We start from the raw sequence: 14,799 nt of genomic DNA on the forward strand, positions 1-14,799 counted from the left end.
TGGCCCACGCGGTTCCGCACGGTTTGGCACGATGTGCGGCATGCCGTCCTCCCGTCGCACGTCGAAGCGACGGCTGGTCCGGCCCGCCACTGTGATCGGCGGGCTGCTGCTCCTGCTCGTGGTGCTCGCGCTGCTGGCCATCCCGTTCCTCAAGGCCCCCGGCCATGCGGAGGGGGCGCGCGCCGACCTCGAGGCGGCGCGCACCTCGCTCGCTGCCGGCGACGTCGACGCGGCCGCCTCGAGCGTGGACAGCGCCCGGCGTCACGCCGACCAGGTGCAGGACGCCGTGCAAGGCGTCGGGGGCGACGTCTGGAGCCTGATCCCCGTCGTGGGCCGGCCCGTGTCCGACGTACGACACCTGGGCAACGCGCTCGACCACCTCACCACCGCGGCCGAGGTCGCCGTGGACACGTGGCCGTCCGTCAACGGCAGGAGGGCCACGCTGTTCGGCAACCGCTCCGTCGACCTGCCGACGCTCGAGAAGCTCGTGGGTGCCGTCGACGAGGCGAGCAGCAACCTCGACGCGGCTCAGGTCGAGCTCGGCGACGTCCGCGCCTCCAGCGTCGGCATCGGCACCCGGCTGGGCGACGCCCGTGACGAGGCCTCCGACATCGTGGGGCCGCTGGCCTCCGGCGCCCGCCGCGCGAAGTCCCTCACCTCCGTGCTGCCCGACCTCCTCGGCGCGGACGGTGACAAGACCTACCTCCTGGCGCTCCTCAACCCCTCCGAGCAGCGCTTCTCCGGGGGTGCGCCGCTGACCGTGGCCCCGATCGCGGTGTCCGGCGGCAGGCTCACCATCGGCGAGGCCCGCGACACCTCCGACCCCGACCTCTACCGGGTCGGCCGGTGGCCGAAGGTCGAGGGCAACCCGTTCCACAAGGGCAAGCTGCGCCTGTCGACCGCCACCTTCGCCCCGGACTGGTCGGTGTCCGGGGAGGAGCTGCTGCGGGGTTGGGCGCGGCGCACCGGCCAGGAGACCGACGGCCTGATCGCGGTCGACGTCGTCGCGCTCGCCGACATGCTCCGGATCACCGGGCCGGTCGAGGCGCCGACCTACGGCACCCTCGACGCCTTCAACTTCACCGAGAAGATGGTCGGCGACTACGACGCCTTCCCCGACAACGAGGCGCGACACGACCTCAACCGGGCGATCGTGCCGGTGTTCGCCGAGCGCCTGTTCCAGCCCGGCCAGGGGATCGAGAAGATCGAGTCGCTCCGGGCCTCCGCCCAGGGCCGCCACTTCGCGCTCTGGATGCGCGACCCGGACGTGCAGTCGGCGGTCGCCGACACGGGGCTGGCGGGCGACCTCTCCGACACCGGCAACGACTACGTCGCGGTGTTCAACCAGAACACCAACCAGTCCAAGGCCGACTACTGGCAGCGCCGCACGGTCACCAGTGACGTACGGCTGCGCGAGGACGGCTCGGCGAAGGTCCGGATGACGATCTCGGTCTTCAACGACTCGCCGCCCTACGGTGCCGACCAGATCTACGGCGACCCGCGCGGCGGCAGCAGCCGCACCCGCTGGAACGGCATGACGATCGGGGTCTTCCTGCCCTCGGACGTCGAGGTCACCGCCGCCACCTCCGCCGGCAGGCAGCAGGGCCTCCGGACCTTCGACTACTACGGCCGCCCCTACAAGCTGCTCCGGATGACGCTGCCACCGCAGGCGACGCGCGAGGCCGTGCTCGAGTACGTCGTCCCGGCCGCCGCGCTCGCGCCCGGTGACGGCACCCTCACCTACCGTCTCGCCGCCACGCCGCAGGGGCTGGTGACGCCCGAGGCCCTCACGGTCCAGGTGCGGTGGCCCGACGGCTACGACGTGTCCGACCTGCCCGAGGGGTGGACCCGCTCCGGCCCCGGACGGGCGAGGTACGACTCACCGGGACTGGTGACGCAGCCGAGCTTCAGCCTCACCGGCTCGGTCACGGCGGCCGGGTCGCCCTAGACTCCCGGCCATGGAACGCCTTCTCGTGACCGGGGGCGCGGGGTTCATCGGGTCGAACTTCGTGCACCACCTCGTCGAGCACACCGACCTCACCATCACCGTCCTCGACAAGCTCACCTACGCCGCCTCGAAGGAGTCGCTCGCCGGCCTCCCCGAGGACCGGGTGCAGCTGGTCGTCGGCGACATCGCCGACGAGGACACCGTCGACCCGCTGGTGGCGGCGCACGACGCGGTCGTCCACTACGCGGCGGAGTCGCACAACGACAACTCGCTGCACGACCCGAGCCCGTTCATCAGGACGAACATCCTCGGCACCTACACGATCCTCGAGGCCGTGCGGAAGCACGACAAGCGCCTCCACCACGTCTCGACCGACGAGGTCTACGGCGACCTCGAGCTCGACGACCCGAAGCGGTTCACCGAGGACACCCCCTACAACCCGTCCTCCCCCTACTCCGCGTCCAAGGCCGGCTCCGACCACCTGGTCCGCGCGTGGGTCCGCAGCTTCGGCGTGCAGGCGACGGTGTCGAACTGCTCCAACAACTACGGGCCCTGGCAGCACATCGAGAAGTTCATCCCACGCCAGATCACCAACGTCATCGACGGCATCCGCCCCAAGCTCTACGGCTCCGGCGAGAACGTGCGTGACTGGATCCACGCCGACGACCACTCCTCGGCCGTGCTGACGATCCTGACCACGGGTGAGATCGGCGAGACCTACCTCATCGGCGCCGACGGCGAGAAGAACAACCTCGAGGTCGTCCGCCTCATCCTGAGCCTCATGGGCCAGCCCGCGGACGCGTTCGACCACGTCACCGACCGCGCCGGCCACGACATGCGCTACGCCATCGAGTCGGGCAAGCTGCGCCAGGAGCTCGGCTGGAGCCCGCAGTTCCAGGACTTCGAGTCCGGCCTGGCCAGCACCATCGAGTGGTACCAGCAGCACGAGGACTGGTGGCGTCCCCACAAGGACGCCACGGAGGCGAAGTACCGGGAGCTGGGCCAGTGAGCCTTCCCTCCCTGGAGACCACGCCCATACCCGGGCTGGTCGTGGTCCGGCTCGACCGACGCGACGACGACCGCGGGTTCTTCAAGGAGAACTGGCAGCGCGAGAAGATGCTCGCGATCGGCCTGCCCGACTTCGGGCCGGTCCAGAACAACGTCTCCTTCAACAGCGACCGGGGCGTCACCCGGGGCATCCACACCGAGCCGTGGGACAAGTTCGTCTCCCTGGCCACCGGCCGGATCTTCGGTGCGTGGGTCGACATGCGCGAGGGCGAGACCTTCGGCGCGACGTTCTCCCTGGAGATGGACACCTCCGTCGCGGTCTTCGTGCCGCGCGGCGTCGGCAACAGCTACCAGACCCTCGAGGACGCGACGGCCTACACCTACCTGGTCAACGAGCACTGGCGACCGGGCATCGCCTACCCCGCCCTCGCGCTCAGCGACCCGACGGTGGCGATCGAGTGGCCGATCCCGCTGACCGAGGCGATCATCAGCGAGAAGGACCAGCACAACCCGTCGCTCGACCCCGGCACCGCGATCCCGGCCAGGAAGGTCCTGGTGCTCGGGGCCGGCGGCCAGCTCGGCCGGGCCTTCGCCGAGGCCTTCCCCGCCGCCGACACCCGTACGCGGAGCGAGCTCGACGTGACCGACGCAGCGGCCGTGGCCGACTTCCCGTGGCACGACTACGGCGTCGTCCTCAACGCGGCGGCGTACACCGCGGTCGACGTCGCCGAGACCGCGGAGGGCCGGGTCGCGGCGTGGGCAGCCAACGTGACTGGCCCCGCCACCCTCGCCGGACTGGCCCGCCAGCACGGGTTCACCCTCGTCCACTTCTCCTCCGACTACGTCTTCGACGGCACCGCCGGGCTCGAGCCCGGCCACCTCGAGGACGAGGCCCTCTCACCGCTGGGCGTCTACGGCCAGTCGAAGGCGGCCGGCGACGTGGCGGTCGGGCTCGCGCCGCGCCACTACGTGCTGCGGACGTCGTGGGTGATCGGCGATGGCAAGAACTTCGTGCGCACCATGCAGTCGCTCGCCGAGAAGGGCGTCTCGCCCAGCGTCGTCGACGACCAGGTCGGCCGGCTGACCTTCACCGGCGAGCTGGTCCGGGCCACGCAGCACCTGCTCGACTCCGACGCGCCCTTCGGCACCTACCACCTCTCCAACGGCGGTCCGGCGATGTCGTGGCGCGAGATCGCGCAGGCCGTCTTCGAGCGCTCCGGACGCAGCGCGGACGACGTGTCCGGCACCAGCACGGCGGCGTACGCCGAGGGGGTGCTGGCGCAGGGGAACCCGTTCGCGCCGCGCCCGCTGAACTCCGCGCTGTCGCTGGACAAGATCCGCGCCACCGGCTTCGAGCCCGAGGACGCGCTGGTCGCGCTGGACCGCTACCTGGCCTGAGGCCGGCGCGCTCAGCGTCGGCCCGAGGTGACCTCGCGCAGCGCGGGACGGACGTCGGCGAGGTAGACGAGCGCGGCGATCGTGAAGATCAGGCTGATGATGTTGAGCGGCGATCCCAGCAGGATCAGCTGGGCGGCGAACCCGAGCCCGGTGATGAGGCACCACGCCTGCTTGGTGAGCTTGCCCGCGGCGTGGTAGGCCTCGGCGGAGTAGGTGACGGCGTTGACGAACGCGAAGCCCTTGATCGCGATGGCCGCCACCAGCACGACCAGCATCAGCCAGCTCTCGAAGATCCACGGGTTCACGGGACCAGCGTAGGGCCACCGACGAAAAGGACCCCCACCACGACGGGCGGGGGTCCTTCCTCAGAACAGCATGAGCTGGCCTGCGTGCGGGTCGACCGCTCTTCAGCCGCCGACCTTCTCGGCGGCGTCGGCGACGGCCTTGGCCGCGCTGGCGGCCGTCTTCGTCGCGGACGTCGCGGTGGCCTTGGCGCTGCCCTGGGCGGTGGCGGTCTTCTTCGCGGCGCTCTTGCGGGCGGTGGTGGCCGCCCCCTTCTTGGCCGCAGCCGCCCTGGTCGCCTTCTTGGCGGTGGGCCTCGGCTTCGGGGCGGCCTTGGTCGCAGCGGTCCTGTCGGCAGCGGCGGCGGTGGCGTCGGCGGCCTTCTCGGCCTGGGTCGCGGTGGTCTTCGCCTTCGCGACCGTGGTCCTGGCGGACTTCACCGTGGCGGTCGTCGACTCCTGGCGGCGGATCCGCCCGACGAGCGACTCCCCGCGCTTGACCAGGTCGGCGTAGGTCGCGTTGGCGACGGCGACGTTGTCGTCGACGAGCGTGGAGACCTTGGACGGGTAGGCCTGGAGGTCCGCGACGCGAGCCTCGACGGCCGCGCGGCGTGCCTGGGCGTCCTTGGCGATCGCGTCGACGCGGGCGCTCACCACGCTGACGGCCTGCGTACGCAGGGCCTGGGGGTCCGAGGCGGTGCGAGCAGCCGACTTCTGGGCGGCCGCGAGGCGCGCCTCGACGGCGGACAGACGCTTCTGGACGTCGGCGACGGCCTCGCGGACGACGCCGACGGCGAGGTCGGTGGCGCCGACGCCCGCGAGGACGGGCTTGAGGGCTTCGGTCTTGATGTCGAACTTGGCGGTGGCCATGTCGTTCTCCTTCTGGTGGGTGGGTGCTGGTCGGTGGTGCATCACTGGGGGGCCTGCGCGTCGCGCTCGTTGAGCGCGAGGAACGAGGCGTAGACGTCGAGCAGCGAGTGCTTCTGGCGCTCGGTGAGACCGGCGTCGGCGAGGATCGCGAGCTCGACGGAGCCGGTCTCGCCGGCGTCGGGGTGGACGATCCCGGCGCGGACGTAGAGCTGTTCGGCCGAGACGCGGAGCGCGCGCGCCAGCTGCTGCAGCACCTCGGCCGACGGCTTGCGCAGGCCGCGCTCGATCTGGCTGAGGTAGGGGTTGCTCACCCCGACCTGGTCGGCCAGCTGCCGCAGCGAGAGGCTCGCGGCCAGGCGCTGCTCCTTGAGGTAGTCACCGAGGGTGCCGATGGATCCGGCGACCGCCTTCCCCGCCTTCTTGCTGACGGGCCTGCCTGTCGACGTGCTCGTGTCCCTGGCCATGCCTCCAGTGTGCTAACACGAGTTAGCGAAACACAAACTCTCGACCGGTGACGGTCCTCACAAATCCTGGAAGCAGGAGGGCTGCAGGCGCTAGCTAGAAGGCAGCACGGATCTCGCCGACCGGCTTCCCGCCGCCCAGCAGCTCGAGCCGGCCGGTGCTCAGGACCGCCTCGGCGTCGACGCCGTCCTCGGCCAGGAGCCCCGAGCGACGCAGCGCCTCGGCCATCAGCACCGGGCGCACCCGGGGGGCACCGTCGTCGGTCTTGAGCGCCCACGCACGCCCGTCGGGCAGCGCCACCGCGTAGCAGGACTCGGCGCCGGCCTTGCCGATCAGGCCCGGAACCGCCCGGTGGAGCGTGAGCTCGTCTCGCGTGGTGCCGCTGACGAGCTCCGGGTGCGAGCGGATCGCCTCCGCGATGCGGTGCTCCGGTCCGTCGGCCGCGGTCGCCAGCCTCGCGAATGCGCGGGCCAGCCCGGTGAGGGAGGTGGAGAGCAGCGGTGCGCCGCAGCCGTCGATCGCGACCGTGGTCACCGGCTCGCCGGTCAGCCGGGCGAAGGTGTCGAGCATGGCGAGCTGCAGCGGGTGGTGGGGGTCGAGGTAGGTCGTGGTGTCCCACCCCATGTGCACGCAGGTGGCGAGCATCGCGGCGTGCTTGCCCGAGCAGTTCATCAGGATCGGCGTCCGCGACCCCCCGGCGCGGATCACCGACTCCCGGGCGGCGTCGTCGAGGGGGAAGTCCGCGGGCGTCTGGAGGGCCGTCTCGTCGAGGCCCGCCGAGGCGAGCGTGCGGCGCACGCCCTCGACGTGGATCGGCTCGCCGGAGTGGGAGGCGCAGGCCAGTGCCAACAGGTCGGCGGGGAGGTCCAGGCCGAGCTCGACCATCGCCAGCGCCTGGATCGGCTTGTTGCTCGAGCGGGGCAGCACGGGCGCCGTCACCTCGCCGACGGACCAGTCGATGCTGCCGTCGGCAGCGAGCGCGACGATCGAGCCGTAGTGGTGACCCTCCACGAAGCCGGAGCGGACGATCTCGGCGACGACCGGCAGGCCCGGGCGCTCGACAGTGGTGACGGCAGACGACATGCGGGCAGGCTACTCAAGCCTCGGGTGAGAGGATGCGCGGGTGATCCAGCACTGCCCCACGCCGACCGAGCTCGACGACCTGGAGCTCCTCGTCTCCGGCGCCTACGCGCCGACCACCGGCTTCAACGAGCCCGCGAGCCTCATCACCCTCGACCTTCCCGACGGGGTGAGCGAGGCCGAGCTGGTCGACCCCGAGGGACTCCCCCTCGCCCGCGTCACGGCCGACGGGAGCGTGCAGCCCCTCGCGCACGCCGAGTACGGACCCTTCCGCCGGCTGCACCTCACGCCGGCGCGGGTGCGTGAGCAGCACGCGGGCGCCACGTTCGTGCCGGTCGTGGACGCCCTGACCGACGCCGACCTCGACGACGTCCGGAGGTTGGGCCGCGTGGTGCTGGTGGCGCTGACGGGCACCGGCACCGCCGCCCTCTCCCCCGTCGCGCTCGTGCGGGCCACCCTGGCCGCTGCCGACCTGCTCGACGACGCCAGCGTGGTCGCCGTACCCCTCCCCTCCCACGGCGATGCCGAGGCCGACCACGCCCTGGGCGTGCGGGTCATCGCGACGTACGCCGGTGACGACCCCGTGCACGCGCTCCCCTCGCGCGGGGTGGGCAGCGAGGCCGGTGACACCGAGACCGACGACTACCCCGTGTCCATCGCCGCCATCGTCGAGGAGGACCGGCCCGAGCCCGAGGACCAGGGCCTCGTCCTCTTCTTCACCGGCCTGTCCGGCAGCGGCAAGTCCACGCTCGCCCGGGCGCTGATGGATCTCCTGCTCGAGCAGGGCGGCCGCTCGGCCACCAGCCTCGACGGCGACGTCGTGCGCCGGCACCTCTCCGCAGGGCTGACCTTCTCGAAGGCCGACCGGGAGACCAACATCCGCCGCATCGGCTGGGTGGCCGCTGAGATCGCCCGGCACGGCGGGGTCGCCGTGTGCTCGCCGATCGCGCCCTTCGCCGAGACCCGCGAGCAGGTGCGGGAGATGGTGGAGTCCGCCGGCGGTGCGTTCTTCCTCGTCCACGTCGCCACGCCGCTCGAGGAGTGCGAGCGCCGCGACCGCAAGGGGCTCTACGCCAAGGCTCGTGCCGGCCAGATCCCCGAGTTCACCGGCATCTCCTCGCCCTACGACGAGCCCGAGGACCCTGCCGTCCGCGTCGACACGACGGGCCGGAGCATCGAGGACGCCCTCGACGACGTGCTGGTCGCGCTCGACGAGGCCGGCTACCTGCACCTGACCCAGGGCCCTGCCCGAGCCGATGCCTGAGCCGCTGTCGGTGCTCTTCGTGTGCACCGCCAACATCTGCCGCTCACCTGCGATGGAGCTGGTCGCGCGCGACCTCGCCGGCGCGGCCGACGTCGTCTTCCGCAGCTGCGGCACCCATGCCCGCGACGGTGAGCCGATGGACGCCGCGATGGCCGCCACCCTTCCCGCCGGCATGGCCGACGGGTTCCGCAGCCGACGCCTGACCGGCTCGCTGCTCGCGAGTGCCGACCTGGTGCTCACCGCCCAGGCGGTGCACCGGCAGCACATCCTCGACGACCACCCGCGGCTCCACCGCAGGCTGTTCACCCTGGGCCAGTTCGCCGCCACCCTCGCGTCCGATGCCGCAGGTGACCTCGCGGACCTGAGCGGGCGGGACCTGATCGCCGCCGCCGGGCAGCGACGCGTCCACTCCGTCCCGGAGCACGACGTCGCCGACCCCTACCGGCGGGGGAAGAAGGCATCGGCCCAGGCAACCGGCACAATCACGACCATGTTGAGCGACATCGTTCCGCGGCTGGTCGGCACCACGTGGCCCGAGGGCCGCCGGGCCGCGCGCGAGGGTGAGGACGCCTGATGGACTGGATCACTGCCGCGTTCTTCTCGATCCTCGCGGCCGGCTTCTTCGTCGGCGTCGTGGTCGGCCTCACCGGCATGGGCGGTGGAGCGCTCATGACCCCGGCCCTGCTGTTCCTGGGTGTCGGGGCACCCGCCACCGTCGTCACGGCCGACCTCACCGCAGCCGCGATCTACAAGACCGGTGGCGCGATCGTGCACAAGCGCGAGGGCTCGCCCAACCTCAAGCTAGCGATGTGGCTGATGATCGGCTCGATCCCGATGGCCCTGCTGGGCCCCCACCTGGTCGCGTGGTTCACCGACGACATCGACGAGCTCAACCACGTGCTGGTGCTCTGCATCGGGTTCGCCCTGCTGCTGGCCGCGGCGACGTACGCCCTGCGCCTCTACGTCAACCTCGTGCGGGTCCGCTCGGGGACGCACGTGGACGACGACGACCCGACGATCCGGGTCGTGCCCACCCTCCTGGTCGGCATGCTGGGCGGCCTCCTCGTCGGCATCACCAGCGTCGGGTCGGGCTCGGTCATCATGATCGCGCTGCTGATGCTCTACCCCGGCCTGTCGGCGGTGAAGCTGGTCGGCACCGACCTGGTGCAGGCCGTGCCGCTGGTGCTCGCCGCCGCCATCTCCAACATCGCACTGCACGGCATCGACTGGGAGATCCTGGTCCCGCTGGTGATCGGGTCGGTGCCCGGCACGATCCTCGGTGCCACGATCGCGCCGCGGGTCCCGCAGTCCTTCATCCGCCGCGGCATCGTGGTCGTGCTGACCATGAGCGGTGTCGCGCTGCTGGACAAGTCCGGCTGGGCGCCGCTCGGCAAGGACGAGACCCACCCGATGCTGATCGCCGGCGTCGGCCTCGCCGTGCTCCTCGTGCTGCCGATCGTGTGGGGCTTCATCCGCAAGTCGCAGGGCCTGCCGATGTTCGGCTCACCGACGGTCGCCGAGCTCGAGGACCCCGACTACCGGCCGGGAGTCGTCGGCATGAGGAAGATCGACCGCTAGCGCGACGGCTCCTCGATCGGCGGTGCGGTGGACCTGAGCCCGCGCCACACGTGTCCGAGAAGTTGCCCCCGAAGCGGCGACGGAGGGGCGAGATCGCGGACACGTGTCCGACGCGGGCGGCTCAGGCCAGGCCCAGCAGCTCCCGGCACCCAGCAGGCGTCATCGGCGTACGCTGCGCGATCCGCCCGAGGTCGACGGCCCGCGCGACGAGCTGGGCGTTGGACTCGACGGGCACGCCACGACTGATGGTGAGCACGTCCTCCATCCCCACGCGCAGGTGGCCGCCCATCGACAGCGAGGCCATCGCGACCGCGAGGGTCGAGCGACCGATGCCGGTGGCCGACCAGGTCGTCACCTCCGGCGGGAGGGCCGCGACCCCGGCGACGAGCGCGGGCGCGGTGCCCGGCATGCCTCCGGGGACTCCCATCACGAAGTCGACGTGGACCTTGCCGCCGGCGGGGACGCCGTACTCCCGGATCAGGCGTCCCAGCGCGTGCACCTGGCCGAGGTCGAACAGCTCGAACTCGGGCGCGACGCCGCGGGAGAGGGCAAGCTGGTAGAGGTCCTTCACGAAGGGCCACGGGTTGAGGAAGACGTCGTCGCCGAAGTTGGTGGTGCCCATCGTCAGCGAGCACGAGTCCGGCTCGGCGTCGAGGACCTTGAGCCGCTCGTCGAGCGGGTCGTGCACGGAGCCCCCGCTGGAGAGCTGGACCACGAGCGAGGACGACTCCCGCACGGCCGCCACCCACTCGCGCAGCAACGCCTGGTCGAGCGTCGGTGCGTGCTCACCGTCACGGACGTGGAGGTGGATCATGGCGGCGCCGGCCGCCTCGCACTCGGCAGCCGTCCGCGCGATCTCCTCGGGCGTGGTGGGCAGCTGGGGGCAGTCGGCCTTGGCGGTCTCGGCCCCGGTGGGGGCGACCGTGATCAGCAGCTCGTCGGACATGGCGGCATCCTTGCACCATGCGCGCCGTCATCCAGCGAGTCCTCTCCGCCAACGTCAGGGTCGACGGCGAGGCGGTCGGTCAGCTCGACCGACCGGGGCTGCTGGTCTACCTCGGCGTCACCCACGACGACGGTGAGAAGCAGGTGACGTGGATCGCCCGCAAGATCTGGGACCTCCGCCTCCTGCGCGACGAGCAGAGCGCGAGCGACGTGGGCGCGCCGGTGCTCGTCGTCAGCCAGTTCACGCTCTACGGCGAGGCACGCAAGGGTCGCCGGCCCACCTGGCAGGCAGCGGCTCCGGGCCCCGTGAGCGAACCCCTCTACGAGGCGGTGTGCGACGAGCTCGAGCGACTCGGCGCCCACGTCGAGCGCGGCCGGTTCGGAGCGGACATGCGGGTCGAGAGCGTCAACGACGGCCCGATCACCCTCGTCCTGGACTCCGCCGGCTAGGGCGCGCCCGTCTCCCACACCCGCGCCCAGTCGACCTCCATGTGCTCGGGCAGCTCGCCGTTGAAGCGGGGCAGCTCGTAGTCGGAGGAGAGGAGGCTGAGGATGAGGAACTCCGGCTGCCCGGACGTCTCCCCCTTCAGCCGCTGCGTGACCTGACCGTCGATCCGGAAGACGTACTCGTCGGGGGTCCACTCGACCGAGTAGACGTGGTACTGGCTGGCCCAGTCGTCGCCGTACTTCTCCACGTCGGGGATCCACCCGCCGACGGTCTGCTTCTCGCCGGCCTTGTCGAGGAAGTAGGTGAACTGGGTCAGGCCCCCGAGCGGGTGGTCGTCACCGAAGTACTCCATGACGTCAATCTCGGCGCCACCCTGCTTCGGACCACCGGGCTTCTGGCCGCCGACGGCCTGCAGCCAGAACGCCGCGTGCTGACCGCGGGCCGACTGTGTCTTGATCCGGGCAGCGGCGTAGCCGTAGGTGAAGGCGTACGTGCCCTCGGTGCCGACGTGACCGTTGAGTCGGTAGGGGAACCTCTTGCGCTTGCCCGGCAGCTGGCACGTCTCGTCGCTCCGGTCCGGGTCCTCCAGGACGCTCAGCTGCAGCACCCCGTCGGCCACCTTCGCGCCGCTGGCGTCGGCGCGCGAGCAGGTGCGGACTCCGATGTGGCCCTGGTCGCGGGTGAACCAGGCGCCGCCCTCGTCGTCGACCGAGCTCTCGTCGAAGTCGTCGGTGAAGGTCGCCTCGGGCGCATCGTCGGTGGAGACCTCGGTCCCGATCGCGTCGTCCCCGTCCCCGACCACGACGTGGAGGTCGCCCGAGGTGGTCGAGGTCAGCACGACGCGGCCCTTGGCATCGGTCTCCTGCTCGTCCACGTCGTCCCAGTCGTCGTCGGACTTCGCGACGAGGGTGACGGCGGTGCCTTCCTCGGCGTCGTCGACGGTGACGTCCACGACCCAGGCGGCGTCGTCGGCGGCCTCGGTGTCCTCTCCGTTGGCGGCGAGCTGGGGCAGCACGCGCGCCTCGATCGCGTCGCTGGCGGTGTACGACGGCGGGGCGGGGTCCTCCTCCGCCGACGAGCAGGCGGTCGTGACGAAGGCCACCGCCAGCAGGCCGGACAGCAGGCGCTGGCGAGGGCGGGAGGGTCGCGAGAGTCGAGGGGGGCGGCTCATCTGCCCGAGTCTGGCCGACCACGCCCAGCCAGGCGAATTCACCGAGCCGTGCCTCGTCGCTACGATGAACGCTGCTGTCCCTAGAGAGGCCCCTGCTGCGCCATGACCAACACCCACGTCGACTACCAGCTGAGTCAGCTGGACCAGCTCGAGGCAGAGTCGATCCACATCTTCCGTGAGGTCGCCGCCGAGTTCGAGAAGCCGGTCCTGATGTTCTCCGGTGGCAAGGACTCCATCGTCATGCTCCGCCTCGCCGAGAAGGCGTTCTACCCGGCGAAGATCCCGTTCCCGATCATGCAGGTCGACACAGGGCTGGACTTCCCGGAGGTCATGGAGACCCGGGACAACTGGGTCAACCGGCTCGGCGTGCGCCTGGTCGTGGCCTCGATCGACGACGCGATCGCGCAGGGCGTCCTGGTCGACGACGGCAAGACCAGCCGCAACCGGATGCAGACCGCCACCCTCCTCAACGCGATCGAGGAGAACGGCTTCACCGCCGCCTTCGGCGGCGGCCGGCGCGACGAGGAGAAGGCTCGCGCCAAGGAGCGCGTCTACTCCCACCGCGACGAGTTCGGACAGTGGGACCCCAAGATGCAGCGTCCCGAGCTGTGGAGCCTCTACAACGGCCGCCTCCACGCCGGCGAGCACATGCGGATCTTCCCGATCTCCAACTGGACCGAGCTCGACATCTGGGACTACATCGGCCGCGAGGGCATCGAGATCCCCAACATCTACTTCAGCCACCAGCGCCGTGTCTTCGAGCGCGACGGCATGCTGATGACCGAGACGCCGCTCAACCCGATGCGCGACGGCGAGGTCGCCGAGGAGCGCACGGTGCGGTTCCGCACCTGCGGCGACATCACCCTGACCGGCTGCGTGGAGTCCACCGCCAGCACCATCGACGAGATCATCGAGGAGGTCGCTGCTGCCCGGGTCACCGAGCGCGGTGCGACCCGAGGTGACGACCGCTTCTCCGAAGCGGCCATGGAAGACCGCAAGAAGGAAGGCTACTTCTGATGGGCGCCACCGAAGGCCAGATGGACCTGCTCCGCTTCGCGACCGCAGGCTCCGTCGACGACGGCAAGTCGACCCTCATCGGGCGCCTCCTCTTCGACAGCAAGTCGATCTTCGCCGACCAGCTCGAGGCCGTGGAGAAGACCTCCACGGACAAGGGGCACGGCTACGTCGACCTCTCCCTGCTGACCGACGGGCTGCGCTCCGAGCGTGAGCAGGGCATCACCATCGACGTGGCCTACCGCTACTTCGCGACGCCCAACCGCAAGTTCATCATCGCCGACACCCCCGGTCACGTGCAGTACACGCGCAACATGGTCACCGGCGCCTCGACCGCCGACCTCGGTCTGGTGCTCGTCGACGCCCGTCACGGCCTGACCGAGCAGTCGCGCCGCCACGCGGTGCTGCTCTCCCTGCTCCGCGTGCCGCACCTGGTGCTGTGCATCAACAAGATGGACCTGGTCGACTGGTCGCAGGAGACCTACGAGCGCATCCACGCCGAGTTCACCCAGTTCGCCACCAAGCTCAACATCCCCGACCTCGAGGTCATCCCGATCTCGGCGCTCAACGGCGACAACGTCGTGGACCGCTCGGCCAACACCGACTGGTACCACGGGCCCACGCTCATGCACCACCTCGAGCACGTCCACGTGGCCTCCGACCGCGACCTGGTCGACACCCGCTTCCCGGTCCAGTACGTCGTACGCCCCAAGTCCGACGAGCACCACGACTACCGCGGCTACGCCGGCCAGATCGCCGGAGGAGTGCTCAAGAAGGGCGACGAGGTCATCGTCCTGCCCTCGGGCATGACCTCCACGATCTCGGGCATCGACCTGTTCGACCGTGAGGTCGACGAGGCGTTCCCGCCGATGTCGGTCACCGTGCGCCTCGACGACGACGTCGACGTCTCCCGCGGCGACATGATCGCCCGGGTCAAGAACGCGCCGAAGCCGAGCCAGGACATCGACGCGATGGTCTGCTGGATGACCAACGAGCCGCTGCGGCCCCGCCAGAAGCTCGCCATCAAGCACACCACCCGCAGCGGCCGGGCGATGGTCAAGGACATCCAGTACCGCCTCGACGTCAACTCGCTGCACCGCGACCAGGAGGCCGGCGAGCTCGGGCTCAACGAGATCGGCCGCGTCCAGCTGCGCACCACGGTGCCCCTGCTGTGCGACCCGTACTCCAAGAACCGCACCACCGGTTCCTTCATCCTCATCGACGAGGCCACCGGCGTCACCGTCGGCGCCGGCATGATCAACAGCGGCAGCTGACCTGTCCCGGCCACGGGCCGGACACCAGCGAGCGAGCCCCGACCGCCCCGGTCGGGGC

At 71.0% G+C, this 14,799-nt stretch carries 15 protein-coding genes; 9 read left to right on the forward strand and 6 right to left on the reverse strand.

The annotated features are described in order from the left end of the window. Positions 1-40: 40 nt before the first annotated feature. Genes IEZ25_RS19295 through IEZ25_RS19305 form a run of 3 tightly spaced genes read left to right on the forward strand, consistent with a single transcriptional unit; the run spans position 41 to position 4,354 of the window. Entirely contained in the window at positions 41-1,948 is a 1,908-nt protein-coding gene (locus tag IEZ25_RS19295) for a DUF4012 domain-containing protein (RefSeq protein WP_191201110.1), read from the forward strand. A 10-nt stretch (positions 1,949-1,958) separates the two neighbouring features. Next, positions 1,959-2,957, forward strand: a complete 999-nt coding sequence (rfbB, locus tag IEZ25_RS19300; protein ID WP_191201111.1) for a dTDP-glucose 4,6-dehydratase — start codon at positions 1,959-1,961, stop codon at positions 2,955-2,957. Continuing rightward, positions 2,954-4,354 carry a sugar nucleotide-binding protein gene (locus IEZ25_RS19305; RefSeq protein ID WP_191201112.1) on the forward strand — a complete coding sequence of 467 codons (1,401 nt, stop codon included), beginning with the start codon at positions 2,954-2,956 and terminating at the stop codon, positions 4,352-4,354. Before rfbB ends, IEZ25_RS19305 begins: the two co-directional genes overlap by 4 nt. 11 nt (positions 4,355-4,365) lie before the next feature. Here IEZ25_RS19305 and IEZ25_RS19310 read toward each other — a convergent pair whose 3' ends face one another. From IEZ25_RS19310 to IEZ25_RS19325, 4 genes are all read right to left on the reverse strand, one after another. After that, complete coding sequence (locus IEZ25_RS19310) at positions 4,366-4,659, reverse strand: DUF2516 family protein (RefSeq protein ID WP_318152347.1); 294 nt, start codon at positions 4,657-4,659, stop codon at positions 4,366-4,368. Positions 4,660-4,761: 102 nt separating this feature from the next. Then, complete coding sequence (locus tag IEZ25_RS19315; RefSeq protein ID WP_191201113.1) at positions 4,762-5,505, reverse strand: hypothetical protein; 744 nt, start codon at positions 5,503-5,505, stop codon at positions 4,762-4,764. 41 nt (positions 5,506-5,546) lie between these two features. Further along, the gene (locus IEZ25_RS19320) at positions 5,547-5,969 is read right to left on the reverse strand and encodes a helix-turn-helix domain-containing protein (RefSeq protein ID WP_191201114.1); all 423 of its coding nucleotides are present in this window, start codon (positions 5,967-5,969) and stop codon (positions 5,547-5,549) included. Positions 5,970-6,063: 94 nt separating this feature from the next. Further along, entirely contained in the window at positions 6,064-7,050 is a 987-nt protein-coding gene (locus IEZ25_RS19325) for an asparaginase (RefSeq protein ID WP_191201115.1), read from the reverse strand. A 40-nt stretch (positions 7,051-7,090) separates the two neighbouring features. Between IEZ25_RS19325 and cysC the strand changes: the two genes are divergently transcribed. The 3 genes from cysC to IEZ25_RS19340 are packed head-to-tail and all read left to right on the forward strand — an operon-like array spanning position 7,091 to position 9,889. Next, positions 7,091-8,311 (forward strand): adenylyl-sulfate kinase, encoded by a 1,221-nt coding sequence (gene cysC, locus IEZ25_RS19330; protein WP_318152348.1) that lies wholly within the window; start codon positions 7,091-7,093, stop codon positions 8,309-8,311. Beyond that, complete coding sequence (locus IEZ25_RS19335) at positions 8,304-8,885, forward strand: arsenate reductase/protein-tyrosine-phosphatase family protein (RefSeq protein ID WP_191201116.1); 582 nt, start codon at positions 8,304-8,306, stop codon at positions 8,883-8,885. The genes cysC and IEZ25_RS19335 overlap by 8 nt, the downstream gene beginning before the upstream one ends. Next, positions 8,885-9,889, forward strand: coding sequence for a sulfite exporter TauE/SafE family protein (locus tag IEZ25_RS19340; protein WP_224749346.1), 1,005 nt, complete (start codon positions 8,885-8,887; stop codon positions 9,887-9,889). The genes IEZ25_RS19335 and IEZ25_RS19340 overlap by 1 nt, the downstream gene beginning before the upstream one ends. A 121-nt stretch (positions 9,890-10,010) precedes the next feature. Here IEZ25_RS19340 and IEZ25_RS19345 read toward each other — a convergent pair whose 3' ends face one another. Further along, on the reverse strand, positions 10,011-10,835 hold the full coding sequence (locus tag IEZ25_RS19345) for a BKACE family enzyme (RefSeq protein ID WP_191201117.1): 825 nt from the start codon (positions 10,833-10,835) through the stop codon (positions 10,011-10,013). A gap of 17 nt (positions 10,836-10,852) precedes the next feature. On the opposite strand from IEZ25_RS19345, the gene dtd reads away from it, so the two are divergent. Next, a complete protein-coding gene (gene dtd, locus IEZ25_RS19350; RefSeq protein ID WP_191201118.1) occupies positions 10,853-11,284 on the forward strand; it encodes a D-aminoacyl-tRNA deacylase in 432 nt (143 codons plus the stop codon). Here the strand turns inward: dtd and IEZ25_RS19355 are convergent. Further along, the gene (locus IEZ25_RS19355; protein ID WP_191201119.1) at positions 11,281-12,453 is read right to left on the reverse strand and encodes a glycoside hydrolase family 16 protein; all 1,173 of its coding nucleotides are present in this window, start codon (positions 12,451-12,453) and stop codon (positions 11,281-11,283) included. The two genes, dtd and IEZ25_RS19355, sit on opposite strands and share 4 nt — an antisense overlap. 102 nt (positions 12,454-12,555) lie before the next feature. Between IEZ25_RS19355 and cysD the strand changes: the two genes are divergently transcribed. Together cysD and IEZ25_RS19365 are read left to right on the forward strand one after the other, a co-directional pair. Continuing rightward, positions 12,556-13,470 carry a sulfate adenylyltransferase subunit CysD gene (gene cysD, locus IEZ25_RS19360; protein ID WP_191201120.1) on the forward strand — a complete coding sequence of 305 codons (915 nt, stop codon included), beginning with the start codon at positions 12,556-12,558 and terminating at the stop codon, positions 13,468-13,470. Further along, positions 13,470-14,741 carry a sulfate adenylyltransferase subunit 1 gene (locus IEZ25_RS19365; protein WP_224749347.1) on the forward strand — a complete coding sequence of 424 codons (1,272 nt, stop codon included), beginning with the start codon at positions 13,470-13,472 and terminating at the stop codon, positions 14,739-14,741. The genes cysD and IEZ25_RS19365 overlap by 1 nt, the downstream gene beginning before the upstream one ends. The last annotated feature ends 58 nt before the right edge of the window (positions 14,742-14,799 follow it).

The sequence above is a fragment of the Nocardioides hwasunensis genome (assembly GCF_014779665.1).
GTDB classification, from domain to species: domain Bacteria; phylum Actinomycetota; class Actinomycetes; order Propionibacteriales; family Nocardioidaceae; genus Nocardioides; species Nocardioides hwasunensis.

What these genes read in the sequence shown, in the direction of transcription:
- IEZ25_RS19295 (WP_191201110.1), top strand. Translation starts at nt 41, where the DNA reads ATGCCGTCCTCCCGTCGCACGTCGAAGCGACGGCTGGTCCGGCCCGCC.
- rfbB (WP_191201111.1), top strand. Translation starts at nt 1,959, where the DNA reads ATGGAACGCCTTCTCGTGACCGGGGGCGCGGGGTTCATCGGGTCGAAC.
- IEZ25_RS19315 (WP_191201113.1), bottom strand. Translation starts at nt 5,505, where the DNA reads ATGGCCACCGCCAAGTTCGACATCAAGACCGAAGCCCTCAAGCCCGTC.
- IEZ25_RS19320 (WP_191201114.1), bottom strand. Translation starts at nt 5,969, where the DNA reads ATGGCCAGGGACACGAGCACGTCGACAGGCAGGCCCGTCAGCAAGAAG.
- IEZ25_RS19325 (WP_191201115.1), bottom strand. Translation starts at nt 7,050, where the DNA reads ATGTCGTCTGCCGTCACCACTGTCGAGCGCCCGGGCCTGCCGGTCGTC.
- IEZ25_RS19335 (WP_191201116.1), top strand. Translation starts at nt 8,304, where the DNA reads ATGCCTGAGCCGCTGTCGGTGCTCTTCGTGTGCACCGCCAACATCTGC.
- IEZ25_RS19340 (WP_224749346.1), top strand. Translation starts at nt 8,885, where the DNA reads ATGGACTGGATCACTGCCGCGTTCTTCTCGATCCTCGCGGCCGGCTTC.
- IEZ25_RS19345 (WP_191201117.1), bottom strand. Translation starts at nt 10,835, where the DNA reads ATGTCCGACGAGCTGCTGATCACGGTCGCCCCCACCGGGGCCGAGACC.
- dtd (WP_191201118.1), top strand. Translation starts at nt 10,853, where the DNA reads ATGCGCGCCGTCATCCAGCGAGTCCTCTCCGCCAACGTCAGGGTCGAC.
- IEZ25_RS19355 (WP_191201119.1), bottom strand. Translation starts at nt 12,453, where the DNA reads ATGAGCCGCCCCCCTCGACTCTCGCGACCCTCCCGCCCTCGCCAGCGC.
- cysD (WP_191201120.1), top strand. Translation starts at nt 12,556, where the DNA reads ATGACCAACACCCACGTCGACTACCAGCTGAGTCAGCTGGACCAGCTC.
- IEZ25_RS19365 (WP_224749347.1), top strand. Translation starts at nt 13,470, where the DNA reads ATGGGCGCCACCGAAGGCCAGATGGACCTGCTCCGCTTCGCGACCGCA.